Here is a 23,384-nt window from a genome sequence, read left to right as displayed (position 1 = left end):
CTCGGTCGGTGCAGTCACGGTCAGACCTCCACCGGCGCGGCGACCTCGCCGGTGCGCCGCAGCTTCTGCCACCGCAGCCGGCCACCGGTCAGCGCCGTGATCGAGGACTGCAGCAGGACGACGTACATCAGCTGGCGGTAGGCCAGCTGCTGGATCGGCAGGGTGATCAGGTGCCAGGGCTTCTCGCGGTCGAGCCGGAAGGCGTACCAGGCCAGCACGCACTGGAGCAGGATGAAGCCGGCCCAGCTGTAGAGCGTGGCCGGGGCGTCGGCGAAGAGCACCCCGTAGAGGAAGAACAGGTCGACCAGCGGGGCCAGCAGCGGGGCGACCACGCCGAACAGCACGACGAAGGGCAGGCCGAGCCGGCCGAACCGCCCGGCCGGGCCCTTGGCGGTCACCGCGCGGCGGTGCTTCCACATCGCCTGCATCGAGCCGTAGCTCCAGCGGTACCGCTGGGACCAGAGCTGCTGGATGCTGGCCGGGGCCTCCGTCCAGGCGCGGGCGCGCTCGGCGTAGACGATCCGCCACCCCTGGCAGAGCACCGCCATGGTGACGTCGGTGTCCTCGGCCAGCGTGTCGTCGCTCATCCCGCCGACCTGGTCCAGGGCCTCGCGGCGGAAGGCGCCGACCGCGCCGGGGATGGTCACGATGATGTTGAGCATGTCGTACATCCGGCGGTCCAGGTTGTGGCCGAGGACGTACTCGATGTGCTGCCAGGCCCCGATCAGGCTGTCCCGGTTGCCCACCTTGGCGTTGCCCGCCACGGCGCCGATCGCCGGGTCGGCGAAGGGCTGGACCAGCTCGCGCACGGTGGCGGGCTCGAAGACGGTGTCGCCGTCCATCATCACGATGATGTCGTGGGAGGCGGCCGCGATCCCGGTGTTGAGCGCGGTGGACTTGCCACCGTTGACCTGCCTGATCAGCCGGACGAACGGCAGGTTCATCTCCTCGACGATCTCCGAGGTGCCGTCCGTGGAGCCGTCGTCGATCACGATCACTTCGATCGGGTAGTCGCTGGCGGCGAGGGAGTTGAGCGTGTGCGCGATGCACTCGCGCTCGTTGTAGGCCGGCACCAGCACGGTGACCGGCGCGGTGACCGGCGGCCCCCACAGGCCCGGCTTCTTGGCGCGGCGGGCGTGGACCGGGGCGAGCAGCAGCATCAGCCCGAACCGGCCGAAGTTGAGGAAGCCGACCACGGCCAGCAGGCCGACCAGCACCGGCAGGCTGTACACGGCCACCTGGGTGGCCCCGATGAACGCCTTGCCCACCCAGAGCTGGTAGCCGTGCACCGGCACCATCGCGCTGGAGGCGCCGAGCGCGTCGGAGATGGTGGTGAAGCGGTAGCCCTCGCCCTTCAGCTTGACGATGATCTGCTCCAGCGCGGCCACCGTCTCGGCCCGGTCGCCACCCGCGTCGTGCAGCAGGACCAGCCGGCCGGCCCCGGGCTGGGGCGGCAGCGCCGCCTTGACGATCGCGTCCACGCCGGGGCGCTTCCAGTCGTCGGTGTCGGCGTCGATGAAGGCGGTGAGGTAGCCGTGGGCGCCCACGTACTTGATCACCGGGTAGTTCCAGTCGTCCAGCGCCGAGGCGTCGGAGGAGTACGGCGGGCGGAACAGCGCGCTGTGCACGCCCGCCACGCCGGCCAGCGCCACCTGGGTCTGGGCCAGCTCCCAGGCGATCCGGGCGTGCGACTGGTAGACCAGGTCGGGGTGGGTGAAGGTGTGCACCCCGAGCTCGTGGCCGCCCGCGACGATCTGCCGGATCAGCTCCGGGTTGCGGGTGGTCATCGAGCCGGTCACGAAGAAGTCGGCCTTGACGTCGTACTTCTTGAGCAGGTCCAGGATCTTCGGCGTCCACTGCGGGGAGGGGCCGTCGTCGAAGCTCAGCACCACGGTGCGGTCGGGTATCCGGTAGCTCACCGGGTGCGCGTTCTTGGCCCCGCGCGCGTCGATGACCGGGCCGCCCTTGAGCAGGTTCTCCGGCACCGTCGTCTTGTCGACCGAGACCGCGATCCGGGTGTCGTGGAACACCTCGTTGTTGGCCAGGCCGCGCAGCACCAGCAGCACGAGCAGGCAGGCCAGCAGGGAGAGCGGCATGACGAAGCGCAGTGGCGGCGCAGCCAGGCGGCGCGACCGCAGCAGGGACTGCCGGCGGCGGCGCTGGTGGCGGGACAAGGGCGCTCCTGGAGATGGGTGGTGCGGAGGATCAGGCGTGCTTGGTCGGCTGGCCCGCGGGCGCCGTCCGGTGCGTGGTGGTACCCGGCTTCGAGCTGGTGCCCGACTTGGGCGTGGTGGTCGCGCTCTTCCCGTGCGGGGTCGCCGAGGCGCTCGGCGCGGGCGGCGCGGAGCTCGGCGCCGCCGGGGTGACCGGCAGGGCCGGGGCCGGGGTGACGGAGGGGGTGGGGGCCGAGGTGGGCTGCGCGGGTATCCCCATCGCCGGCGCGTCCGACTGCACGCCGATCAGGCTGCCGGCCATGGCCGCGGCCAACAGCCCGCCGGCCACCGTCACCGGCCAGCCGAGGCCCCGGAACATCCGCCCGCGCTGGCCCGACTGGTCGACGAACACCGGTGCGGCGGCGGGCTCTTCGGCACTCGCCCCGTAGCCGCCGGGATGCACCGGGTGCACCGGTTCGTATGCGGTGGAGGACATGACAGGGCGCACCCGGCGGGGCCTTTCAGTGCAGGTACGTAAGAGTCGCGAAAGCGTAGAGGGAACACTAGGGCACCGACCTGAGGCGTTCTGGGCCTGATGTCCGCATTTGGAGCGATCTGTTCAGGTGTCGTAATCGGATCGCAATGCCGATCTACACATCACACTTAGCTGACTATCAGCCTTCGTTAGGATTACCGCTCCCCCCTGTGAACCGCCCTCCGAGGAGCCCGATGAGCCAGCCCCGCCGCACCCCCCGTCGCCGCGCGTGGACGGTGCTCGCGCTCCCGGCCCTGGGGTGCCTGCTCGCCGCCTGCTCCGCCGACCCGACCCCGGCCGGCCGGGCCGGCGCCGCCGCGCCCGCCGGCTCGACCGGCTCCGCCGCCGCTGCCGCCGCCTCGCCGACCCCCACCGGCCCGCCGGGGACGCTGTTCGACACCTTCCGCTACAGCGGCGCCGACGACCCGCAGCTGGCCGCCCACGGCTGGCAGGTGCGCACCGACGGCGGCACCCCGGGCATCAAGGACACCTGGTCGCCGGCGGGCGCCTCCTTCCCCGCCGACTCCACCGCCCAGGGCGGCCGGATCCTCCAGCTGCGGGCCACCACCGACGGCACCAAGCAGGGCACCAGGCAGACCGAGGTCTCGACCACCGGCACCGCCTTCAAGAACGGCACCTTCGCCGCCCGGATCTACCTCGGCGACGAGCCAGCCAGCGGCAAGAACGGCGACCACATCGTCCAGTCCTTCTCGGCGATCTCCCCCGACGACACCTCGGCGAACTACAGCGAGCTCGACTACGAGTACATGGCCAACGGCGGCTGGGGCTCGGTGGGCCCGCAGCTCGACACCACCAGCTGGTTCAAGTCCGACCCGCCGGACCGGGTCACCCACGCGCTCAAGCAGCACCTCAAGGGCTGGCACACCATGATGGTCACCGCCGTGAACGGCAAGGCCACCTACACCCTGGACGGCAAGGAGCTGTTCACCAGCAACGGCAAGTACGTCCCGCGCGAGTCCATGGACGTGCACTTCAGCGACTGGTTCATCGACCTCCCGTTCACCGGCGCCGCGCGCAACTGGGACATGAAGATCAACTGGTTCTACTACAAGGCCGGTGAGGCCGTGTCACCGGCGGACGTGCAGAAGACGGTGGACGGCTTCTACGCGGCCGGCACCGACTACGTGAACACCGTGCCGAAGTCCTGACCGCCGTGCCGAAGTCCTGAAACGCCTTCGGTCCCGGGGCGGGGCGCCCCGGGACCGATCCGCGTCAGGCCAGCTCCAGGGCCAGGTAGAAGTCCACCCGGTCCTCCAGCCGGGAGAGGTCACGCCCGGTCAGCTCCTCGATCCGGCCGATCCGGTACCGGAGCGTGTTGACGTGCACGTGCAGCTGGGCGGCGCAGCGCGTCCAGGAGCCGTCCGAGCGGAGGAAGGCCTCCAGGGTGCGGACCAGGTCGGCCTGGTGCTCGATGTCGTAGCCGATCACCTTGTCGAGGAGCCGGCTGCGGAAGGCCCGCCGCACCTCGTCCGGCACGGCCGCCAGCAGCAGCACGTGGCTGGCCAGCTCCTCCGGGCCGGCCACGCAGACCCGGCCGACCCGGGCGGCGGCGATCCGGCGGGCGTGCCGGGCCTCCTCCAGGGCGCCGCGCAGGCCGCCCGCCTCCTGGGCGGGGGCCGAGACGCCGACGGTGATCCGGCCCTCGGAGCCGAGGCCGGCCTCCAGCGGGGCGAGCAGCTCGCGCAGCGCGTCGGCCGGCACCGCGCCGCCCGGAGCCGGGCAGACCACCACGGCCCCGGTGCCGGTGCCGGCCACCAACGCCCGGTCGGCGGCGTCGGTGAGCGCCTCCTCCAGCACGGCGCGCACCGTGCCCTCGGGCAGCCCGGTGCCCTCGCAGCTGGCCACCAGCCAGCTGCGCTCGGTCTCCGCCGACTGCGGGTCCGCCTGCTCGTCGCGGGCGGCCATCGCGGTGGAGGCGTCCAGCGCCCTGGTCAGCTCGGCCGGGTCGGCGTCGCGCTGGAGCAGCGCGAGCACCTCGTCGGCGATCCGGCGGCGCAGCCGGCGGCCCTCGTCGCGGCGGGTGCGCTCGGCGGCCACCAGCCGGGCCAGGTTCTCGGCCAGCTGCTGGCGCTTGGGCGTCCACTCGGTGACGTCACCGGCCACCGCGAGCACCCAGTCGGCCAGCGGCGCCTCGGTCTCCGGCGAGCCGGGGGCGGGCAGCAGCGAGTACGCGCCGGAGGCGAGCCGGGCCCGGTGCGGGGGTCTGCGGCGCTGGCGCTGGGCGGCCAGGTGGGCGCGGACCAGCTGGTCGCGGTCCTCCGCCGAGAGGTGGTCGGCCGGCCCGGCCACCACCCGGCCGGTGGGCGCGAGCACCCAGCAGTCCAGGTCGAGGTCGCCGCCGAGCAGGTCGAGCACCGCGTCGAGCCCGCCGCCCCCCGCGGCGGAGACCAGCACCCGGTGCCGGTCGACGAGTGCGGCCAGGTCGGCGGCGCGGTCGGCGGAGACCTGGCGGCCGATGTACTCGACCACCGAGCCGAAGGCGATGTCGTCGGGCACCGCGAGCAGCGGCATCCGGTGCCGGCGGCAGGCCTCGACGAGGTCCTCGGGCACCGGCCCGACCTCGGCCTCGCCGGCCGCCAGCGCCACGGCGCCGCCCGCCACGATGGTGCGGACGAACCGCTCGGAGTCCTCCGGCGCGGTGCGCCAGAGCATCCCGGTGAGCACCAGCTCCCCCCCGTGCAGGTAGCGGCCGGGGTCGTGCAGGTCGGTGGTCATCACGCCGCTGACCTGCCGGTCGAGCTCGTCCTCGGCTGCCAGCAGCCGTAGCCGCGGGGCGCCGGGGGCAAGCAGGTCACGGACACGCATCCGAACTCCTCCTGAACAGTGGGGGGCTTCGCAGGGGTGGGGGGCTCACAGTGTGCACGACTCGGCGCGCTGGGTGTTACGTATCAACCGGCTCCCGGATCACGGGCCCATAGCCTTGGAATCACGGCCGGATTACGGTCGTAGGTAGTGCTGCGGGCAGGCCTGTACAGGGCAATTGTCCCGCTTGGACGAACGTACAGGATGCCGGGCGACGGTGAAGTCGGGGCTCATGCCATCGGTGACTGCCAGTGGGCCCCGTCACAGCGGTTCACTGGCAAACACGCCGCCGGACAACACGCCGGTGACCAGGACTTGACACGCAGGCGACATCGCAGTGGCACAGTCCGAGAACACCGGGTGGGCGCTGTGCCCGCCGTCCGGTTTCGGCGACGACTTGAGGAGACACCGCATGGAGTTCCTTCGGCCCGCTACGTGGGACGAGGCACTCGCGGCGAAGGCTGAGTACCCGGCCGCGCTGCCCATCTCGGGCGGCACGGACGTCATGGTCGAGATGAACTTCGACGTGCACAGGCCATCCGCGATTCTCGACCTGAACCGCATCACCGAGCTGACCGAGTGGTCGAACGACGGATCCGTGGTCCGTCTGGGTGCTTCGGTGCCCTACAGCCGGATCATCGACGAGCTCTCCGAGCCGCTCCCGGGCCTGGCCCTGGCCTCGCACACCGTCGGCTCGCCGCAGATCCGCAACCGCGGCGGCGTCGGCGGCAACCTGGGCGGTGCCTCGCCCGCCGGTGACGCCCACCCCGCGCTGCTCGCGGCCGGCCGGGACGTCTTCGTCGAGGCCGCCTCCGTCCGGGGCACCCGGATGATCCCGATCGACGAGTTCTACGTGGGCGTCAAGCGCAACTCGCTGGCCCAGGACGAGCTGATCCGCGCCGTGCACATCCCGGTGGCCGACGGCCCGCAGCAGTTCTCGAAGATCGGCACCCGCAACGCGATGGTCATCGCGGTCTGCGCCTTCGGCTTCGCGCTGCACCCCAAGAACGGCACCGTCGGCACCGGCATCGGCTCGGCCGCACCCACCCCGCGCCGCGCGGTGGAGGCCGAGGAGTACCTGCAGGGCGTGCTCGCCGAGCGCGGCCTGTGGGAGTCGGGCGACCTGCTGGGCACCGAGGTGATCCAGAAGTTCGGCGAGCTGGTGAAGGCCGCCGCCTCCCCGATCGACGACGTCCGGGGCACCGCCGACTACCGGCGCCACGCGCTGGCCGTGATGGCCCGCCGCACGCTGACCTGGACCTGGAACGACTACAGCAAGCAGATCAGGAGCGCGGCATGAGGGTCACTTTCACCGCCAACGGCAAGCCCGTCGAGGCGGACGACGTCTGGGAGGGCGAGAGCCTCCTGTACGTGCTGCGCGAGCGGGTCGGCCTGCCCGGCTCCAAGAACGCCTGCGAGCAGGGCGAGTGCGGCTCCTGCACCGTCTACCTGGACGGCGTGCCGGTCTGTTCCTGTCTGGTCGCGGCCGGCCAGGTGCAGGACCGCGAGGTGCGCACCGTCGAGGGCCTTGCGGAGGAGAACGGCGAGCTGGGCCTCGTCCAGCAGGCCTTCGTGGACGCGGGCGCCGTGCAGTGCGGCTTCTGCACCCCCGGCCTGCTGGTGCAGACCGACGCCCTGCTCGAGCGCGAGCCGCAGCCGAGCGACAACGACATCCGCGAGGCGCTGTCGGGCAACCTCTGCCGCTGCACCGGATACGAGAAGATCATGGACGCGGTGCGGCTCGCCTCCGCCCGCACGTGCGCGAAGGGGCCGAAGGCATGAGCACCCGCACCATCCAGGGTCAGAAGAACCTCCAGGACATCAAGCAGTCCTCCCCCGACGGCATCGGCGGCTCGCCGCTGCGCCCGGACGGCAACCTCAAGGTCAAGGGCGAGTTCGCGTACTCCTCCGACCTGTGGCACGAGGACATGCTCTGGGGCATGGCGCTGCGCTCGCCGCACCCGCGCGCCAACATCGTGAGCGTCGACATCTCGGACGCGCTCAAGCTGCCCGGCGTCTACGCCGTGCTCACCCACCAGGACATCCCGGGCTCCAAGTTCTACGGCCTGGAGATCCAGGACCAGCCGGCCCTGGCCATCGACAAGGTGCGCTACCACGGCGAGGCGATCGCCCTCGTCGCGGCCGACCACCCGGAGACGGCCCGCCGTGCGGTGAAGAAGATCAAGGTCGAGTACGAGGTGCTCACCCCGATCGTCACCGAGGAGCAGTGCCTCGACCCGGAGACCCACGGCTACGTGCACGAGCCGCACGAGTTCAAGTCGCACGGCTACGGCAACATCTGCCACGAGCAGAAGCTCGTCTCGGGCCTCGGCGTCACCGACGAGGTGCGCGCGCTGGCGGACGTGATCGTCTCCGGCGAGTACGAGGTCGGCATGCAGGACCAGGCCTTCCTCGGCCCCGAGTCCGGCCTGGCCGTACCCGCCGAGGACGGCGGCATCGACCTCTACATCGCCACCCAGTGGCTGCACGTGGACCGCCAGCAGATGGCCCCCGTGCTCGCCCTGCCCGAGGAGAAGGTCCGCCTCACCCTCGCGGGCGTCGGCGGCGCCTTCGGCGGCCGCGAGGACATCTCGATGCAGATCCACGCCTCGCTGCTCGCCCTGCACACCGGCAAGCCGGTCAAGATCGTCTACGCCCGGGACGAGTCCTTCTACGGCCACGTGCACCGCCACCCGGCCAGGATGCACTACGAGCACGGCGCCACCGCCGACGGCAAGCTGGTCTTCGCCGACTGCCGGATCGTCCTCGACGGCGGCGCGTACGCCTCGGCCTCCCCGGCCGTGGTCGGCAACGCGGCCTCGCTGGGCCACGGCCCGTACGTCATCCCGAACGTCAAGATGCACGCCATCGCGCTCTACTCCAACAACCCGAGCTGCGGCGCGATGCGCGGCTTCGGCGCGGTGCAGGCCGCCTTCGGCTACGAGTCGCAGATGGACAAGCTGGCGGAGAAGCTGGGCATGGACCCGGTCGAGCTGCGCCAGCTGAACGCGATGTCGGAGGGCGACTACATGCCCACCGGCCAGCAGATCGACTCCCCCGCGCCGGTGGCCGAGCTGCTCCAGCGGGTCAAGGACATGCCGCTGCCCCCGCCGCTGGACCTGACCAACCTGGACGTCCGGGCCCTGCCCGGCGCGCTCTCCAACACCTCGCACGGCGAGGGCATCGTCCGCGGCATCGGGTACTCGGTCGGCATCAAGAACGTCGGCTTCTCCGAGGGCTTCGACGACTACTCCACCGCCCGGGTCCGCCTGGAGGTCATCGGCGGCGAGCCGGTCGCCATGGTGCACACCGCGATGGCCGAGGTCGGCCAGGGCGGCGTCACCGTGCACGCCCAGATCGCCCGCACCGAGCTGGGCGTCGAGCAGGTCACCATCCACCCGGCCAACACCGAGGTCGGCTCGGCGGGCTCCACCTCCGCCTCCCGCCAGACCTACATGACCGGCGGCGCCGTCAAGCTCGCGGCCGAGGCGGTCAAGCAGGAGGTCTTCGCCCGCGGCCGCAAGCGCTACGGCTGGACCCAGAACGACCTCCAGCTTATCGGCGGCAAGGTCGTCTCCGAATCGGCCGGCGCGCTCATCCCGCTGGTCGACCTGCTCGGCGACGAGGCGATCGACCTGACCCGCGAGCACCACCACCGCCCGACCGTCCCCTTCGACAAGGAGACCGGTCAGGGCTTCGGCCACGTCCAGTACACCTTCTGCGCCAACCGCGCGGTGGTCGACGTGGACGTGGAGCTCGGCCTGGTCAAGGTGGTCGAGCTGACCGCCGCCCAGGACGTGGGCAAGGCGCTCAACCCGCTCTCCGTGGTGGGCCAGATCCAGGGTGGCTGCACCCAGGCGCTGGGCCTCGCGGTGATGGAGGAGATCATCGTCAAGGACGGGAAGGTGCGCAACGCCTCCTTCACCGACTACCTGATCCCCACCATCCTGGACACCCCGCCGATCCCGGTGGACGTCCTGGAGCTGCCCGACCCCAACGCCCCGTACGGTCTGCGCGGCGTCGGCGAGGCCCCCACCGTCTCCGCCACGCCCTCCATCGTCGCGGCCATCCGCCAGGCCACCGGGATCGCGCTCAACCGCATTCCGGTCCGTCCCGAGCACCTGACCGGGACGCTCTGATACCTCCCCGGGGCGGCGGTCACGTCTTCCCCCGCCGCCCCGGGGCAGCACCACCATCGCACCGAAGAAGATCATCATGTGCACCAACCACCCGCTGCCTCTCCCACGCCGGGGCCACGCAGCGGTGCGCACCACCCCGCACCGCCCGCACGCATCGAGTGCACGAAGTGAGTCGAATCAGTCCCCCTGTGCCTGCTCCCCTATCCGCAGATCAGGTCGACTCGCCCACCCCAACCCCCTTTGAACCTTGGGAGTGGACATGACCCGGACCTCCACGGAGCCCGGCACCACCGAAGAGCCACCGGCCGAGTCCGACGCCCCCACGTCGACTCCGGCCGTCGCGCCGAAGAACGCTCTGGACGCCTACTTCAAGATCTCCGCCCGGGGCTCGACCCTCGGCAACGAGATCCGCGGTGGCCTCACCACCTTCATGGCGATGGCCTACATCGTCCTGCTGAACCCGATCATCCTGAGCGGGGCGGACGTCACCGGCCACAAGCTCGGCCACGCCGAGCTGACCACCGCCACCGCGCTGGCCGCCGCCGTCACCACGATCCTGATGGGCGTGGTCGGCAACGTACCGCTGGCCGTCGCCGCCGGACTCTCCGTCTCCGGCGCGATATCCGCCCTGGTCGTCCCGCACACCACCTGGTCCCAGGCCATGGGCCTGTGCGTGATCTACGGCCTGCTGATCGTGCTGCTGGTCGTCTCCGGCCTCCGCGAGAAGATCATGAACGGCATCCCGCTGCCGCTCAAGCACGCGATCACCATCGGCATCGGCCTGTTCGTCGCGATCATCGGCTTCTACAAGGCCGGCTTCGTGCACACCGGCGGCCCCACCCCGCTCTCGCTCGGCCCCTTCGGCGAGCTGGCCGGCTGGCCCGTCCTGATCTTCGCGCTCACCCTGCTGACCATCTTCGTGCTGCTGGCGCGCAACGTCCGCGGCGCGATCCTGATCGGCATCGCGGCCGGCACCGTGGTCGCCCTGATCGTCAACAAGGCGGCCGGCCTGACCGCCAAGGACTGGGGCGGCTCCGCGCCGAACTGGCCCGGCAGCCCGGTCTCGGCCCCCGACTTCGGCCTCTTCGGCCACGTCGACCTGTTCGGCGCCTTCGGCGGCAAGGGCATGGGCGCGATCAGCGCCTCGGTCGCCGTCTTCACCCTGGTCCTCGCCGGCTTCTTCGACGCGATGGCCACCATCATCGGCGTCGGCACCGAGGCCGGCCTGGCCGACAAGCAGGGCAAGATGCCCGGTCTCTCCAAGGCCCTGTTCATCGACGGCGCCGGCGGCGCGATCGGCGGCCTCACCGGCGCCTCGGGCCAGACCGTCTTCGTGGAGTCCGCCACCGGCGTCGGTGACGGCGCCCGCACCGGCCTCGCCTCCACCGTCACCGGTGGCGTGTTCGCCCTGATGCTCTTCTTCTCCCCGGTCGCCGCGGTCGTCCCCGTGCAGGTCGCCTCCGCCGCCCTGGTCGTCATCGGCTCGATGATGATGAGCCAGGCCCGGCACATCGACTGGTCCGACCGCGAGGTGGCCATCCCGGCCTTCCTCACCTGCGTCCTGATGCCCTTCACCTACAGCATCACCGCGGGCGTCGCGGCCGGCGTCATCTCCTACACCGTCATCAAGGCCGGCACCGGCAAGTGGCGCGAGCCCGGCCCGCTGATGTGGATCCTGACCACGGTCTTCGTGGTCTACTTCGCCCTCACCCCGATCAAGTCCTGGCTGGGCGTGCACTAGCCTCGACCGCCGCCGGTACGGACCCCGTCCGTACCGGCGGCACCCCCGCTTTCGGCTCGTCGACGACAGGAGCACCCGACATGCAGGACATCGCCGAGCAGCTGCTCGCCTGGCACTCCTCCGGGCGCGCCTTCGCGGTGGCCACGGTGGTCGGGGTCTCCGGCAGCGCCCCGCGCGACCCGGGCGCCGCGCTGGCCGTGGACGCGTCCGGCGAGGCGATCGGCTCGGTCTCCGGCGGCTGCGTCGAGGGCGCGGTCTACGCCCTCTGCGAGGAGGCCATCGCCTCCGGCTGTCCCACCCTGGAGCGGTTCGGCTACAGCGACGAGGACGCCTTCGCCGTCGGCCTGACCTGCGGCGGCCTGCTCGACGTCTTCGTCCACCCCGTCGTCCCCGGCGCGGACCCCGGCCTGGACGCCGCCGTCACCTACATCGCCTCCGGCACGCCGGTCGCACTCGCCCGCGTCATCGAGGGCCCGGCCGGACTGCTCGGCGCCACCGTCGCCGTCACCGCCGACACCCACCACGGCTCGCTCTCCCCCGCCCCCTGCACCACCGCTGCACTGGAGCGCGCCGCCGTGACCGAGGCCCGGGCCATGCTCGACGCCGGCCGCACCGGCAGGCTGGTCCTCGGTCTGGACGGCCGCCCCTGCGACGACGCGGGCCAGGGCACCGTCACCTTCTTCGTCGAATCCCACGTGCCCGCGCCCCGGATGCTCGTCTTCGGAGCGATCGACTTCGCCGCCGCCGTGGTCCGGATCGGCAAGTTCCTCGGCTACCACGTCACCGTCTGCGACGCCCGCCCGGTCTTCGCCACCGAGCGCCGCTTCCCGGAGGCCGACGAGGTCGTCGTCGACTGGCCGCACCGCTACCTCGACACCCAGCTCGACCGGGTCGACGGCCGCACCGTGCTCTGCGTCCTGACCCACGACGCCAAGTTCGACATCCCGCTGCTGGAGCGCGCCCTGCGCCTGCCCGTCGCCTACATCGGTGCCATGGGCTCCCGCCGCACCCACCAGGACCGCAACACCCGCCTCCGCGAGGTCGGCCTCACCGAGGCCGAGATCTCCCGCCTCCGCTCCCCCATCGGCCTCGACCTCGGCGCCCGCACCCCGGAGGAGACCGCCGTCTCCGTGGCCGCCGAAATCATCGCCCACCGCCGCGGCGGCAGCTGCCTCCCCCTCTCCACCGCCACCGGCCCCATCCACCACGACCGCGACCACCCCGCACCCCCTCCCCCCACCGAGGCCCGCCACGCGGCCTGACGCCGCCACCGGCCCCGTGCTGCCCGGCTGTCAGCGGCATCCGGTGGGGCGGGCCCATGACCGTCCACGACGGGCTTCGACGGCCTCTTCGCCCTCCTGGTCAACCCGTCACCGGAGGCGTTCCACCGCTTCGCCGAGGACTACCACGAGGTCTCCGTGGACCTGGCAGCAGTAGGCGCCGTCTACACCTCCCAACCACTGACCCCGCAACTCGTCGCCGCTCTGAACCCTGACCTCACCCTCGCCGACCTGACCGAGGACATCACCGGGATCGGTTACGCGTAGCCGACCGGGCGAGGGTCTGCGGCAGCAGCCCCGCCGATTACAGAACGCCTACAGCAGCAGCGCATTGAACGACTTGCCAGGATGGTCCAGTCCCAGCCCCCAGTACCGACCTGCGGTGTCGAGGATCCCGAGGAAGATCTGACGGGCCTCGGTGCACTCCCGCAGCACGAGTGCCGACCGCTCGATGACCAGCAGGTAGTGGTCGGCGGGTGCCCACGCCATGTCACGGAGGCAGTCCGAGAGGGCATCCCAGTTCCAGCCGAAGTAGACCGGCAATCCGAGGCGGGTGCTTGTCTCTTCGAGGAGGCCCTGCTCGGTGCCCATCCTGGCACCATCCAGCCACGCCACGTAGCTGGTCCCCGGTGGTGGCAAGAGGAACGAGGAGCGCCGGGTCTCCTCCGCCACGCGGTGCACCCAGGGAGCTTCGCCAGTCCAGTAGTGGTTCATCTTCCGCCCGGTTCACCGTGTCAAGCCTGTCCGCGACACGATAGCTCTGCAGGGTGGGCGCTAGCCGGATCAGCGCCGCCCCCCGGCTCCTGAATCATGCGCGAAACAGGATGGCGGACCTGCCTCGAAGTTCGAGATCATCCGACCATGCCGGACGACACGTCAGGACAGGACCTACCAGCCCGCTTCGGGTTCCGGCCGTATCGGGGCGAGGAGGACCACGGCCCCATGGCCGCGGTGCGGCTGGGGTGTGTCGAACGGGACCGGGTCGACACCCGTTCGGTTGTGGAAGGGCTCCCGACAGCGGCCGAGATCGCCGAGGCCTCTGCCAAGCTCGACGAGCCGTCCAAGAACCAGGTCCTGGTGGTGCGCGACGGGAGCGTCGTCGGCTACTCGACGATCCGGTGGTGGCAGGAGCGGGACGATACGTGGCTGTACTTGCACCGCGGTTACCTCTTGCCCGAACATCGCGACCAGGGCGCCGGGTCAGCCATGCTGAGCTGGGCCGAAGAGCGGATCCGCCGGCTCACCGAAGACCATGGCACGGCGCGGACGGCAGTGATAGGTGCGAATGCCATGGTCTCCGAGCAGGACGCCACGGCGCTTCTGCTCGCAGCCGGCTACCGACGTGTCTTCAGTCTGGTCGAACTGGAGCTGAGCGATCTGCAGCATTTGCCCGAGCCGGGCAGCGAGCTCCCAGCCGGGATACGGACGGGGCCGATCGGGGCAAGCCACTACCGTGCGGCCTGGAGGACGGTCGTCGATTCGTATGCGGCTACCGGTTTCACTCAGAAATGGTCCTTCCAGGATTTTGTCGACACCGCCGACCCGGCATGCTGGAGGGCTGCGTGGAACGGGCAGGACATGCTCGGCGTGGCCCTCTGCGCCATCCGCGGCCACGACCACACCGTGGGCGAGGTGGAAGAGCTGAGCATACGAACGGACCAGCGACGCCTCGGAATCGGCCGGATCCTGCTGCTGGAAGGGCTGCGAAGCCTTCGCGCGCAGGGTGCAACAACGGCGAGGCTGTACACCGGCACAGCGAATCCCCACCGGTCCTACGATCTTTACGAGAGCGTGGGGTTCCGGAGACGGAACGAGTATGTCCGCTACCGCAAGCCGCTCACTTGATCGACCAGCCATGGAACTGTCCGGTCGATCCACAGAATTGACAATTCCTCCCGATGATGTGGTCCGTCACAGTGACGGTCTCCCCTCGGGGGAGCGGCGGCAGTGCACTGGGGTACCACGTCGAGGCGCACAGAGTTCGACACCCACGTGCCGCACTGGCCCGGCCCCGACGACGACCACACCGCCCAACTCCTGGTCCTCTTCCGCCGCCAGGGCGAACGCGCCCACCTCAAAGCCCGCGCCCCCTACTCCCGCCGCGCCAGGAAGCTGACCACCTGCCGCTTCATCCCCTCCCCCGGCTGCTGCACCAGCCGACCGGTGACCACCAGCCCGGCCTGCGCCAGCAGCTCGGCCAGTCGGTCGGCCGGCAGCAGGTGGTTCTCGAAGGGCACCGCCCGGCTGCCCCCGTACCCGGTGGCGAGCCGCACGTGCTCGGCCTCCCCCACCCGGGTCACCAGCAGCAGCCACCCGCCCGGCGCGAGCGTCCGGTGGAACTCCGCGAACACGCCCGGCAGCAGCTCCGGCGGCGTGTGGTGCACGGCGTAGTGGGCCAGGATCCCGCCCAACTCCCCGTCCCCCGCCGCCAGCCCGGTCATCGAACCGACCTCGAACCGCGTTCCCGGGTACGCCGCCCGCGCCACCCGCACCATCTCCGGCGACACGTCCACCCCGAAGGCCGCCACCCCCAGCCCGGCCAGGTACGCCGTCACCTTCCCCGGCCCGCACCCCAGATCCGCCACCGGCCCCAGCCCGGCCTCCCGCACCAGCTCGGCGAACGCCCCCAGCATCGCCCGCCCCAGCGGGTCCATCTCGGCGGGCGGCGGCACGTTCGCCGCGTAGTCGGCGGCCACGGCGTCGTAGGACGCCCGGAGTCCGGCGAGGTAGTCAGGTTCGGTCACCCCGGGAACCTATCCGACCAAGCCCCAGCCGAAGTGGTAGTCGGTGGCGAGGCTGAGCACCAGCGGCACGCAGGCGTACCCACCGGCCACGGCCAGCGCGACCCGGCCGACCTCCCGCTTGGCCGCGACCAGCAGCAGCACACCCGCCGGGCAGACCACCGCGAAGGCCGGCCAGAGCAGGATCACGTAGGGCCCGGTGATCAGCAGCGCACCGAACATCAGCCCCGAGACCGTCCAGCAGATCCGCCGGAAGGCCGGCCGCTCCCTGGTGACCAGCGGCAGCAGGGTCAGCCCGATCAGGACGCCGCAGACGATCCGCACCCCCGTCGGGCCCGCCGCCAGCGGCACTCCCAGCAACGGCAGCCAACTGACCCCGGCCACCGCCACCACCCAGCGGGCCCGCAGCCTCGCCCGGCCCGCCCACGGCTCGTACGCCTCGAACAGCATGGGAGCTCCCCCACATCGTTTTGAACACGTTCAACTTGAACGCGTTCAAAATCTACTCCCACCCTTCCCCCGCCAAAACACCACCCCCTTCCCGGCGCCCGCCTGACACGATGGGCCGATGACCACGCACCCCCGCCGCCTGATCAGCTCCGGCTCGCCACTCGAACCGCAGATCGGCTTCTCCCGCGCCGTCCGCAAGGGCCCCCACGTCGCCGTCGCCGGCACCGCCCCGATCGCCCCGGACGGCTCCACCGCCGGGCCCGGCGACGTCTACGCCCAGACCGTCCGCTGCCTCGACATCGCCGAAGCCGCCCTCGCCGAGGCCGGCGCCACCCTCGCCGACGTGACCCGCACCCGCGTCATGCTCACCGACATCACCCGGTGGAAGGACGCCGCCCGCGCCCACGGCGAACGCTTCGCCGACACCCGCCCGGCCTGCACCTTCGTCGAGGTCTCCCGCTTCATCGACCCCACCTGGCTGGTCGAGCTCGAACTCGACGCCATCACCGACCAGCCGTGAACAGCTGAACGCGCCTCAACCAGCCGGTCGGCGGCCGTCCCCGCCGGCTGAGTCGCCGGTGCCCGCCCGGGCACCCCGTCCGGTGTTGCGGGGGCCCGGGAGCGGTCGGAGGCTGGATACAAGGGCCGGCCGCCGTGCCGGGCGGTGTCGGAGGCCGGTCGGGACGCCTGAGGAGTAGGTGACGGCCATGCGCACTCTGATCCAGGTCGAGCTGGACACCGCCGCGTCGAACCAGTTGATGGCGGAGGGGCGGATCGGCGACTTGATGGGGAAGACGTTGGAGCAGCTCAAGCCGGAGGCGGCGTACTTCTTCCCGTTGAACGGGCACCGCGCGATGTTCCTGGTGGTCGACCTCGCGGACGAGGCCGCGCTGGTCACCTCGGTGGAGCCGTTCTGGACGCAGGCCAACGCCAAGGTCACGATGGTGCCCTGCATGAACGCGGAGGACCTCACGACCGGCATCGGCCGCTTCCTGGCCGGCCAGGCCTGAGCGGATCCTGAGTGGCTCCCTGAGGAGCCGTCAGTCGGCGAGGGCCAGCCGGAGGCCGAAGGCGACCACGACCGCGCCGGTGATCCGGTCGAGCACGCGCCGGGCCACCGGCCGCCGCAGCCAGCCGCTCAGCACCCGGGCGAAGCCGACCAGGACGGCCGACCAGAGGGTGCCCTCGAGCACGTGGACGCAGGTGAGGAGCACACCGGTGGCCAGGTGCGGCGCTCCGGCCGGGATGAACTGGGGCAGGACGGCCACGTAGAAGACGCCCACCTTGGGGTTGAGCAGGTTGGTCAGCGCCCCGCGCCGCCAGCCGGCCAGCAACCCGCCGCCGCCCGGCTCGGGGGCGGCCTCGGCGGCGGCGCCCCGGCTGCGCACCAACTGCACGCCCATCCAGAGCAGGTAGACCACCCCGGCCCAGCGCAGCGTCTCGTACGCGAGCCGCGAGGCCGTCAGGATCGCGCTGACGCCCAGCGAGCTGAGCGTGCCCCAGAGCAGCGTGCCGGTCTGGATGCCGAGCACCACGCCCCAGGCCCGCCGCCGCTCACCGAGCGCGGCGGTCCGCAGGATCAGCGCGGTGTCGAGGCCGGGCGTGAGCGTGAGCAGCCCCACCACCAGCGCGAAGGACCAGAGTGCCGTGGTTATCCCCATGGCCGCCCATCCTCACAGCGCCCGCACGTGCTCCGCAACGGCCCGCCCCTCCTGTTCCGTCAGGTCGTACTCGACCTTCTGGCCTTCGGCCAGCTCGCGCGCCCCCTCGCCCTGGATCGAGTCGAAGTACACCTTCACCTCGGGCCCCCCGTCGTCGGGGGTGATCACCCCGTAGCCGTGGTGGACGTTGTACGACTTCACGACTCCGGTGGCCATGGACGTGCCTCCTCCTCCGTGCCGAAAACCCTCCCCCCAGCAGTACCAAACGGAAGCCTTCCGAGCCCGGAGGACACACGTATGCGTGCAGTACCATACGCATATGGCTCTCAAGCGCACCACGGTCTACGCCGAGTCCGAGGACCTGGCCGTCATCAAGGAGGCCGCCGCCCGCCGCGGCATAGCGGAGGCCGAGATCATCCGGGAGGCCATCCACCTGGCGGCGATGGCGAACCGGGTCTGGGACGAGCCCTTCTTCAGCGCGACCTATCCGGCCATCGGCCAGGCTGCGGAGGACGTCTGGGACGAACGGGTCCGCGCGTACGAGGCGACCAAGCGGAGCAGCGGGTGATCGTCGTCATCGCCGACACTTCGGGGCTGCTCGCCGCACTCGACGCGAGCCACCCGGCCGGCCCGGCCGCCCGTGAGGTGCTGCGCACGGCCGGCACGCTGGTCGTCTCCCCGGTGCTGCTGAGCGAGTTGGACCGCCTGGCCCGGCGCGTGCTCGGCGAGCAGGCCGCGCTCCGCGCCGTCGACGACATCCGGCGCTGGGCCCGGGCCGGGCGCGCCGTGCTGCCCGAGATCACCGCCGACACCCTCGACACCGCCCAGGCCGTCCGGGCCCGTTACGCCGGGCTGCGGCTGGACCTGGCCGACGCGGTCAACGTCGCCCTGGCCGCCGAGTATCGGACGGACAGCCTGCTGACGCTGGATCACCGGGACTTCCGGGCCGTCCGTCCGCTGACCACGCACAAGGCCTTCCGCGTCCTGCCCGACGACCTGTGAACGACGCCGCCGGGCCGGACTCGGCCGGGCTCAGCCCAGGTCGAAGCGGGCCGCGCGGCGGAGCAGGGCGGGGCTGAGGCGGCCGAGCAGGCGGGCGGCCTTGGCCTCGATGGTGACGGGGACGAAGGGCTTGCCGGTGCGGACGGCGTGCAGGATCTCGGTGGCCACCTTCTCGGGCGGGAAGCCGCGGCGGGCGTAGAGCTTGGAGACGTGGGCCTGCTTGGCGGCCTGCTCCTCGGCGGAGAGGCCGGAGAAGGTGGAGGTACGGGTGATGTTGGTGTTGACGATGCCGGGGCAGATGGCCGAGACGCCGATCTTGGCCGGGGCGAGCTCGGCGCGCAGGCAGTCGGAGAGCATCAGCACGGCCGCCTTGCTGGTCGCGTAGGCGGCGAGCAGCTTGGAGGGCAGGTAGGCCGCGGCCGAGGCGAGGTTGACGATGTGGCCGCCCTGACCGCGCTCGGCCATCAGGGTGCCGAAGGCGCGGCAGCCGTGGATCACACCCCAGAGGTTGACGTCCAGGACGCGCTGCCACTCCTTCTCGGTGGTCTGCAGGAAGGTGCCGGAGTGGCCGATCCCGGCGTTGTTGACCAGCACGTCGGGCACGCCGTGCTCGGCGGCGACGGTCTGCGCGAAGGCGTCGAAGGCGGCGCCGTCGCTCACGTCCAGCCGGTAGCCGTACCCGTGCCCGCCGACCAGCCCGCAGAGCTCGGCCGTCCGCTCGGCCGCCGCCAGGTCGAGGTCGGCGATCACCACCCGGGCGCCCTGCTCGGCGAAGGCCAGCGCGGTGGCCCGCCCGATCCCGCTGCCGGCCCCGGTGATCACCACCAGTTCACCGGCCGGCTTGGGTGCCTCCTCCGCGATGAACTCCCGCACCATCCCTGCCACCATCGACCCCTTCTGCAGCAGCGCCGACCAGTGGGTGGCGTTCACCGTGCGCCGGGTCAGCCTCGGCGCCCAGCGCTCCAGGCCCTCGGAGAGGAAGGCGGAGACGTAGTTGTCCCGGGCCAGCGTGATCAGCTGGACGGGCAGGTCGGTGCGCCGCTCGCGCGGGTGCCGCACGGTGGGCCGCATGTTGGCGCGGTAAAGCTCCAGGCCGTGCACGGCGTCCCGCTTGAGGGTCGGCTGCGGGTGGCCCGGCCGGGGGTCGACGCCCTCCAGGTCGTGCAGCACCCGGGGCCAGACCCGGGCCAGACCGAGCCGCCAGGTCGCCGGGGCGAGCAGCGGCAGGTGGAAGTAGGTGATGTACCAGGAGTGCGCGCCCTGCACCAGCAGCTGCTTGAGGTGGCGGGGCGTGGGCCGGCGGAAGCGGTGCCGCATCCAGTGCCCGACGTGGTCGAGCGAGGGCCCGGACATCGTGGTGTACGAGGCGATGAACCGCTCGGCCCCGGGCTCGGTGACGGCCTCCCAGGACTGCACCGAGCCCCAGTCGTGCGCCACCACGTGCACCGGCGCCTGCGGGCTGACGGCCTCGGCCACCGCGAACAGGTCGGCGCCCAGCTGGGCCAGCCGGTACCCCTCGCGGGAGCGCGGCACGCCCGAATCCCCGGCCCCGCGCACGTCGTAGCGCACCACGTGGTGGTCGGCCGCGAGGTCCTCGGCCACGTCGTCCCAGACCACGTGGGTGTCGGGGTAGCCGTGCACCAGCAGCACGGTCGGGCGGGCCGGGTCGCCCTGCTCGAAGACGGCCAGCGGCAGCCCGTCGGTGGCCTCCACGGTACGGCGGCGGATCGTCATCGGGTTAGCTCCTCGATCGGCTGGGCGGCCCAGCGGCGGACGTGCGGCAGGTCGTCGTCGAGCCAGAAGGCATCGTCCTCGGTGACCACCAGCAGCTCCTCGAACTTGATGCCCACCTCGCGGAAGCCGATGTGCGGCTCGACCGCCCAGAGCCCGGGGGTCGGGGCGTGCCGGGAGGACTTGCCGTCCGCCCAGAGCGGCGAACGGCCGTGCAGGCGCTCGCTGATCAGCTCGCGGCCCAGGGTCTGCAGCGTACGCACCCCGAAGCCGAACAGGTTCACCCCGGCCGGTCCGCGCGCGGTGTTCCGGGTCACCTGGTGGCCGATCACCCGGCCCGGGTAGACCTGGTGCCGGTTGTCGTAGCCGTGCGCGGCGATCTGCGCGTCCACCGCCGCGTACACCTCGTTCAGCGGTTTGCGGGCCTTGACCTCGCGCAGGATCAGCTCCCGGTAGACCTGCAGGTCGGCGGCCAGCCGGTCCCAGATCCGGTTCTCGCCGACCTTGCCGCCGTAGCCGATGTCGGCCGTGTAGCCGTCCACCACCGGCGCGCAGTCGAGCACGTACGGCATGCCCTCCTCCAGCACCTTGCCGCCCGCGAAGAACTGCAGCGGGGTGTGGAAGTGCCGGAAGGCGGTGCGGTCGCCGAACCAGGCGAACGGCACGTGGAAGAAGTCCTGCACACCGGCCGCGACCAGGCAGGAGCGCAGCTTGGCGGTGGCCTGACGCTCCGTCACCCCGGGCTCGATCCAGGCCGCCACCTGCTCCGCGCAGGCGTACGCGAGCTGCTGGGTCTCCCGGAAGCGGTCGAGGTCGTGCTCGTCGAAGGCGAAGCTTTTCGACACGGTCGGTCCTCTCAGAGGTCAAGCACGAGGGTCTCGCCCTCGGCGGCACGGGAGACGCAGGGCAGCAGCAGACCGGCGGCCCGGTCCTCGGCGGTGAGCCGGCGGTCGCGGTGCTCGGGGGTGCCGGCCTTGACCCGCACCTCGCAGGTGCCGCAGAACCCCTGGTGACAGGAGTACGGCAGGTCGGGCCGGAGCTCGCGCAGCACGTCCAGCGCGGACCGGTCGGCCGGCACCTCGGCCATCGGCCCCTCCTCGCCCAGCTGCACGGTGAACGGGTGCCCGTCGGTGATCGGCGCGGCGCCGAACCGCTCGAAGTGCAGCGGCCGGTCCCCCGGCGTCGCGGCCCGGACGGCGGCCAGCATCGGGGCCGGCCCGCAGCAGTAGACGGCCGCGCCCTTCGGCCCGGCCGCGATCAGCTCGGCGGCCTCCGGCACCCCGTGCTCGGCGTCGTTGAGCAGCACCACCCGCCGCGGGTCGAGCGCCTTCAGCTCGGCCGCGAACGGCATCGAGGCCGCGTCCCGCCCGGTGTGCACCAGCTGCCAGTCCAGCCCGCGGCGCCGCGCCTCGTACGCCATCGGCAGCAGCGGGGTGATCCCGATCCCGCCGGCGAGCAGCAGCACGGCCCCCTCCCCGCAGAAGGCGAACCCGTTGCGCGGCGGCCGCGCGGCCAGCCGCGCCCCGACGAACAGCTCGTCGTGGACCTCCACCGACCCACCGCCGCCGCCCTCGATCCGCCGCACCGCGATCCGGTACCCGTGCCGGTCGGCCGGGTCGCCGCAGAGCGAGTAGTGCCGCTTGCGCCCCGACGGCAGGATCAACTGCACCCGCCCGCCCGGCTGCCACGCGGGCAGCACCTCCCCGTACGGCGAGGCCAGCCGCAGCTCCACCACCCCGTCCGCCACCACCTCGTGCCGCACCACCACCAGCTGGACCGCAGTCGCCCCCTGTACCGCCGTGGGCCGCGGCACCGCGCGCCGCGCCACCAAGGGGTTGTACCAGTCACTGAACGCGGTCAGCCGCTGGATGAAACGATCCGCCCGCGGACGGCCGTACAGGTCGGGGGGTGGGCTCTGAAGATCCATCGACATGGGCTCCGGTTTGGCGTTTGGCTTTTGGCTTTCAGGGGCGCGGGGAACTGCGCGAGGTCGGGAGCAGCGGAGCAGTCAGCTTCCGCTTTGAGCCAGTTGCACCATCAACGGGCCTGCCGAACGACGCGAGCGCGCTTGCTGCAGGCCCGGCACCTTCCGCAGTCGCGCAGTTCCCCGCGCCCCTGGTAGTGCAACTGGCTGGGAGTGCAAATGCTCAGTGCGCAGCGGCCCGCGCGGCCGGCGAGGTGGCGAGGTAACTGAGCGCCTGGCTGGAGGAGCCCTCGTGCGTGGGGTGGTAGCCCGGCCGGAAGTACCGCAGCGCGGACCGCGCCATCCGCCCCGGCTCGGGCAGCAGCCCGCGGCGGGCCACCGCCTGGGCCTCGCGCCAGGTCGGCTTCTCCCGGCCGCGCAGGCTCGGGTCGGCGGCCATCAGGAAGCGGACCCCCCGCACCCAGAGGTGGAAGAGCACCGGCCCGGCGATCGCCATCCCCCGCATCCGCCGCAGGTACCCCGGGTCGAGGTGCCGCATCAGGTCGAAGGCCACGCTGCGGTGCTCGACCTCCTCCGCGCCGTGCCAGCGCAGCAGATCGAGCATGGTCGGATCCGCCTTCGCCCGGTCCAGCCCGGGCGAGTTGAGGATCCAGTTGCCGAGGAAGGCCGTGAAGTGCTCGATCGCCGCGACGGCCGCGACCCGCTCGATCACGTGCTCCCGCTGCTGGAGCGGCGACAGCTCCGGCCGGTCGCCGAGCACCCGGTGGAACAGCCAGCTCACCTGCGCGATGTACGGCCGCGGGTCGAGCCCCTGCCCGAGCAGGTGGTCGAGCACCTCCTGGTGCGCCTCCGCATGGATCGCCTCCTGGCCGATGAACCCGAGCACCTCCTCCCGCAGCTGCTCGTCGGTGACCATCGGCAGCGCCTGCTTGAACAGCCGGACGAACCACCGCTCACCCTCGGGCAGCAACAGGTGCAGCACGTTGATCGTGTGCGTGGCCATCGGCTCGTCCGGGATCCAGTGCAGCGGCAGCTGCCCCCAGTCGAAGTGCACGTCCCGGGGTTCCAGCACGAGACTCTCGTGCACCCGGGTGGGTTCGACGGACTGGGACATGTGCGAGCCTCCTGACCTGCTGACGGCGGCGGGACCACCTGCAAACTACTCGCGGGTACACCACCCCACAAGGGTTTCGGCGATTCTTAT

24 protein-coding genes and 1 pseudogene are annotated in these 23,384 nt (G+C 71.8%); 13 read left to right on the top strand and 12 right to left on the bottom strand.

Annotated elements, in window-relative coordinates:
• Positions 1–20: 20 nt before the first annotated feature.
• Both CFP65_RS32080 and CFP65_RS32075 read right to left on the bottom strand, forming a co-directional pair.
• Positions 21–2,096, bottom strand: coding sequence for a bifunctional polysaccharide deacetylase/glycosyltransferase family 2 protein (locus tag CFP65_RS32080; RefSeq protein ID WP_104821275.1), 2,076 nt, complete (start codon positions 2,094–2,096; stop codon positions 21–23).
• A gap of 109 nt (positions 2,097–2,205) precedes the next feature.
• On the bottom strand, positions 2,206–2,649 hold the full coding sequence (locus tag CFP65_RS32075) for a hypothetical protein (protein ID WP_104819464.1): 444 nt from the start codon (positions 2,647–2,649) through the stop codon (positions 2,206–2,208).
• 233 nt (positions 2,650–2,882) lie between these two features.
• Here CFP65_RS32075 and CFP65_RS32065 point away from each other — a divergent pair, with 233 nt between their 5' ends.
• Positions 2,883–3,857 (top strand): glycoside hydrolase family 16 protein, encoded by a 975-nt coding sequence (locus CFP65_RS32065; RefSeq protein WP_158702457.1) that lies wholly within the window; start codon positions 2,883–2,885, stop codon positions 3,855–3,857.
• Positions 3,858–3,921: 64 nt separating this feature from the next.
• On the opposite strand, the gene CFP65_RS32060 is transcribed toward CFP65_RS32065, so the two are convergent.
• The gene (locus CFP65_RS32060; protein ID WP_104819462.1) at positions 3,922–5,514 is read right to left on the bottom strand and encodes a PucR family transcriptional regulator; all 1,593 of its coding nucleotides are present in this window, start codon (positions 5,512–5,514) and stop codon (positions 3,922–3,924) included.
• Between the two features lie 409 nt (positions 5,515–5,923).
• Between CFP65_RS32060 and CFP65_RS32055 the strand changes: the two genes are divergently transcribed.
• From CFP65_RS32055 to CFP65_RS41900, 6 genes are all read left to right on the top strand, one after another.
• Positions 5,924–6,811, top strand: a complete 888-nt coding sequence (locus CFP65_RS32055; RefSeq protein WP_104819461.1) for a xanthine dehydrogenase family protein subunit M — start codon at positions 5,924–5,926, stop codon at positions 6,809–6,811.
• A complete protein-coding gene (locus CFP65_RS32050; protein WP_104819460.1) occupies positions 6,808–7,293 on the top strand; it encodes a (2Fe-2S)-binding protein in 486 nt (161 codons plus the stop codon). Before CFP65_RS32055 ends, CFP65_RS32050 begins: the two co-directional genes overlap by 4 nt.
• A complete protein-coding gene (pucD, locus tag CFP65_RS32045; protein ID WP_174805591.1) occupies positions 7,290–9,650 on the top strand; it encodes a xanthine dehydrogenase subunit D in 2,361 nt (786 codons plus the stop codon). The genes CFP65_RS32050 and pucD overlap by 4 nt, the downstream gene beginning before the upstream one ends.
• A gap of 259 nt (positions 9,651–9,909) precedes the next feature.
• Complete coding sequence (locus tag CFP65_RS32040) at positions 9,910–11,391, top strand: NCS2 family permease (protein ID WP_104819459.1); 1,482 nt, start codon at positions 9,910–9,912, stop codon at positions 11,389–11,391.
• 80 nt (positions 11,392–11,471) lie between these two features.
• On the top strand, positions 11,472–12,653 hold the full coding sequence (locus CFP65_RS32035; RefSeq protein ID WP_104819458.1) for an XdhC family protein: 1,182 nt from the start codon (positions 11,472–11,474) through the stop codon (positions 12,651–12,653).
• A 156-nt stretch (positions 12,654–12,809) separates the two neighbouring features.
• Entirely contained in the window at positions 12,810–12,938 is a 129-nt protein-coding gene (locus tag CFP65_RS41900; protein WP_256387290.1) for a hypothetical protein, read from the top strand.
• 48 nt (positions 12,939–12,986) lie between these two features.
• Here the strand turns inward: CFP65_RS41900 and CFP65_RS32030 are convergent, their stop codons facing one another.
• A complete protein-coding gene (locus tag CFP65_RS32030; protein WP_256387289.1) occupies positions 12,987–13,343 on the bottom strand; it encodes a barstar family protein in 357 nt (118 codons plus the stop codon).
• A gap of 189 nt (positions 13,344–13,532) precedes the next feature.
• On the opposite strand from CFP65_RS32030, the gene CFP65_RS32025 reads away from it, so the two are divergent.
• Positions 13,533–14,516: a GNAT family N-acetyltransferase gene (locus tag CFP65_RS32025; protein WP_104819456.1), complete on the top strand. Its 984-nt coding sequence runs from the start codon at positions 13,533–13,535 to the stop codon at positions 14,514–14,516.
• A gap of 132 nt (positions 14,517–14,648) precedes the next feature.
• Positions 14,649–14,756 (top strand): annotated as a pseudogene (locus CFP65_RS41415) (XRE family transcriptional regulator); the annotation flags it as partial.
• 5 nt (positions 14,757–14,761) lie between these two features.
• Here CFP65_RS41415 and CFP65_RS32015 read toward each other — a convergent pair.
• Together CFP65_RS32015 and CFP65_RS32010 are read right to left on the bottom strand one after the other, a co-directional pair.
• Complete coding sequence (locus tag CFP65_RS32015) at positions 14,762–15,415, bottom strand: trans-aconitate 2-methyltransferase (RefSeq protein WP_254552672.1); 654 nt, start codon at positions 15,413–15,415, stop codon at positions 14,762–14,764.
• A 9-nt stretch (positions 15,416–15,424) separates the two neighbouring features.
• Positions 15,425–15,862, bottom strand: a complete 438-nt coding sequence (locus CFP65_RS32010) for a hypothetical protein (protein ID WP_104819455.1) — start codon at positions 15,860–15,862, stop codon at positions 15,425–15,427.
• Positions 15,863–15,980: 118 nt separating this feature from the next.
• Here CFP65_RS32010 and CFP65_RS32005 point away from each other — a divergent pair, with 118 nt between their 5' ends.
• Entirely contained in the window at positions 15,981–16,382 is a 402-nt protein-coding gene (locus CFP65_RS32005) for a RidA family protein (protein WP_104819454.1), read from the top strand.
• A gap of 187 nt (positions 16,383–16,569) precedes the next feature.
• A complete protein-coding gene (locus CFP65_RS32000) occupies positions 16,570–16,872 on the top strand; it encodes a hypothetical protein (protein WP_104819453.1) in 303 nt (100 codons plus the stop codon).
• Positions 16,873–16,902: 30 nt separating this feature from the next.
• Here the strand turns inward: CFP65_RS32000 and CFP65_RS31995 are convergent, their stop codons facing one another.
• Together CFP65_RS31995 and CFP65_RS31990 are read right to left on the bottom strand one after the other, a co-directional pair.
• Positions 16,903–17,523: a LysE family translocator gene (locus CFP65_RS31995; protein WP_104819452.1), complete on the bottom strand. Its 621-nt coding sequence runs from the start codon at positions 17,521–17,523 to the stop codon at positions 16,903–16,905.
• 12 nt (positions 17,524–17,535) lie between these two features.
• Positions 17,536–17,739: a cold-shock protein gene (locus CFP65_RS31990; RefSeq protein WP_104819451.1), complete on the bottom strand. Its 204-nt coding sequence runs from the start codon at positions 17,737–17,739 to the stop codon at positions 17,536–17,538.
• 103 nt (positions 17,740–17,842) lie between these two features.
• Here CFP65_RS31990 and CFP65_RS31985 point away from each other — a divergent pair, with 103 nt between their 5' ends.
• Together CFP65_RS31985 and CFP65_RS31980 are read left to right on the top strand one after the other, a co-directional pair.
• Positions 17,843–18,091 carry a CopG family transcriptional regulator gene (locus CFP65_RS31985; RefSeq protein ID WP_104819450.1) on the top strand — a complete coding sequence of 83 codons (249 nt, stop codon included), beginning with the start codon at positions 17,843–17,845 and terminating at the stop codon, positions 18,089–18,091.
• A complete protein-coding gene (locus CFP65_RS31980) occupies positions 18,088–18,525 on the top strand; it encodes a PIN domain-containing protein (RefSeq protein WP_104819449.1) in 438 nt (145 codons plus the stop codon). The genes CFP65_RS31985 and CFP65_RS31980 overlap by 4 nt, the downstream gene beginning before the upstream one ends.
• Positions 18,526–18,555: 30 nt before the next feature.
• Here the strand turns inward: CFP65_RS31980 and CFP65_RS31975 are convergent, their stop codons facing one another.
• The 4 genes from CFP65_RS31975 to CFP65_RS31960 all read right to left on the bottom strand — a co-directional run bounded on the left by CFP65_RS31975 (position 18,556) and on the right by CFP65_RS31960 (position 23,294).
• On the bottom strand, positions 18,556–20,259 hold the full coding sequence (locus tag CFP65_RS31975; RefSeq protein ID WP_104819448.1) for an SDR family oxidoreductase: 1,704 nt from the start codon (positions 20,257–20,259) through the stop codon (positions 18,556–18,558).
• Positions 20,256–21,101 carry a M24 family metallopeptidase gene (locus tag CFP65_RS31970; RefSeq protein ID WP_104819447.1) on the bottom strand — a complete coding sequence of 282 codons (846 nt, stop codon included), beginning with the start codon at positions 21,099–21,101 and terminating at the stop codon, positions 20,256–20,258. The genes CFP65_RS31975 and CFP65_RS31970 overlap by 4 nt, the downstream gene beginning before the upstream one ends.
• 11 nt (positions 21,102–21,112) lie before the next feature.
• Positions 21,113–22,183, bottom strand: a complete 1,071-nt coding sequence (locus tag CFP65_RS31965; RefSeq protein WP_174805590.1) for a PDR/VanB family oxidoreductase — start codon at positions 22,181–22,183, stop codon at positions 21,113–21,115.
• Positions 22,184–22,403: 220 nt separating this feature from the next.
• Positions 22,404–23,294: a metal-dependent hydrolase gene (locus tag CFP65_RS31960; RefSeq protein WP_104819445.1), complete on the bottom strand. Its 891-nt coding sequence runs from the start codon at positions 23,292–23,294 to the stop codon at positions 22,404–22,406.
• Positions 23,295–23,384 lie beyond the last annotated feature (90 nt).

This window comes from Kitasatospora sp. MMS16-BH015 (genome assembly GCF_002943525.1).
Taxonomy (GTDB): domain Bacteria; phylum Actinomycetota; class Actinomycetes; order Streptomycetales; family Streptomycetaceae; genus Kitasatospora.
The sequence above is the reverse complement of the archived record's forward strand: the minus strand, read 5'-3'. Positions and strand labels throughout refer to the sequence as shown.

What these genes read in the sequence shown, in the direction of transcription:
- CFP65_RS32080 (WP_104821275.1), bottom strand. Translation starts at nt 2,096, where the DNA reads ATGCCGCTCTCCCTGCTGGCCTGCCTGCTCGTGCTGCTGGTGCTGCGC.
- CFP65_RS32075 (WP_104819464.1), bottom strand. Translation starts at nt 2,649, where the DNA reads ATGTCCTCCACCGCATACGAACCGGTGCACCCGGTGCATCCCGGCGGC.
- CFP65_RS32065 (WP_158702457.1), top strand. Translation starts at nt 2,883, where the DNA reads ATGAGCCAGCCCCGCCGCACCCCCCGTCGCCGCGCGTGGACGGTGCTC.
- CFP65_RS32060 (WP_104819462.1), bottom strand. Translation starts at nt 5,514, where the DNA reads ATGCGTGTCCGTGACCTGCTTGCCCCCGGCGCCCCGCGGCTACGGCTG.
- CFP65_RS32055 (WP_104819461.1), top strand. Translation starts at nt 5,924, where the DNA reads ATGGAGTTCCTTCGGCCCGCTACGTGGGACGAGGCACTCGCGGCGAAG.
- CFP65_RS32050 (WP_104819460.1), top strand. Translation starts at nt 6,808, where the DNA reads ATGAGGGTCACTTTCACCGCCAACGGCAAGCCCGTCGAGGCGGACGAC.
- pucD (WP_174805591.1), top strand. Translation starts at nt 7,290, where the DNA reads ATGAGCACCCGCACCATCCAGGGTCAGAAGAACCTCCAGGACATCAAG.
- CFP65_RS32040 (WP_104819459.1), top strand. Translation starts at nt 9,910, where the DNA reads ATGACCCGGACCTCCACGGAGCCCGGCACCACCGAAGAGCCACCGGCC.
- CFP65_RS32035 (WP_104819458.1), top strand. Translation starts at nt 11,472, where the DNA reads ATGCAGGACATCGCCGAGCAGCTGCTCGCCTGGCACTCCTCCGGGCGC.
- CFP65_RS32025 (WP_104819456.1), top strand. Translation starts at nt 13,533, where the DNA reads ATGCCGGACGACACGTCAGGACAGGACCTACCAGCCCGCTTCGGGTTC.
- CFP65_RS32010 (WP_104819455.1), bottom strand. Translation starts at nt 15,862, where the DNA reads ATGCTGTTCGAGGCGTACGAGCCGTGGGCGGGCCGGGCGAGGCTGCGG.
- CFP65_RS32005 (WP_104819454.1), top strand. Translation starts at nt 15,981, where the DNA reads ATGACCACGCACCCCCGCCGCCTGATCAGCTCCGGCTCGCCACTCGAA.
- CFP65_RS32000 (WP_104819453.1), top strand. Translation starts at nt 16,570, where the DNA reads ATGCGCACTCTGATCCAGGTCGAGCTGGACACCGCCGCGTCGAACCAG.
- CFP65_RS31995 (WP_104819452.1), bottom strand. Translation starts at nt 17,523, where the DNA reads ATGGGGATAACCACGGCACTCTGGTCCTTCGCGCTGGTGGTGGGGCTG.
- CFP65_RS31990 (WP_104819451.1), bottom strand. Translation starts at nt 17,739, where the DNA reads ATGGCCACCGGAGTCGTGAAGTCGTACAACGTCCACCACGGCTACGGG.
- CFP65_RS31985 (WP_104819450.1), top strand. Translation starts at nt 17,843, where the DNA reads ATGGCTCTCAAGCGCACCACGGTCTACGCCGAGTCCGAGGACCTGGCC.
- CFP65_RS31975 (WP_104819448.1), bottom strand. Translation starts at nt 20,259, where the DNA reads ATGACGATCCGCCGCCGTACCGTGGAGGCCACCGACGGGCTGCCGCTG.
- CFP65_RS31965 (WP_174805590.1), bottom strand. Translation starts at nt 22,183, where the DNA reads ATGGATCTTCAGAGCCCACCCCCCGACCTGTACGGCCGTCCGCGGGCG.
- CFP65_RS31960 (WP_104819445.1), bottom strand. Translation starts at nt 23,294, where the DNA reads ATGTCCCAGTCCGTCGAACCCACCCGGGTGCACGAGAGTCTCGTGCTG.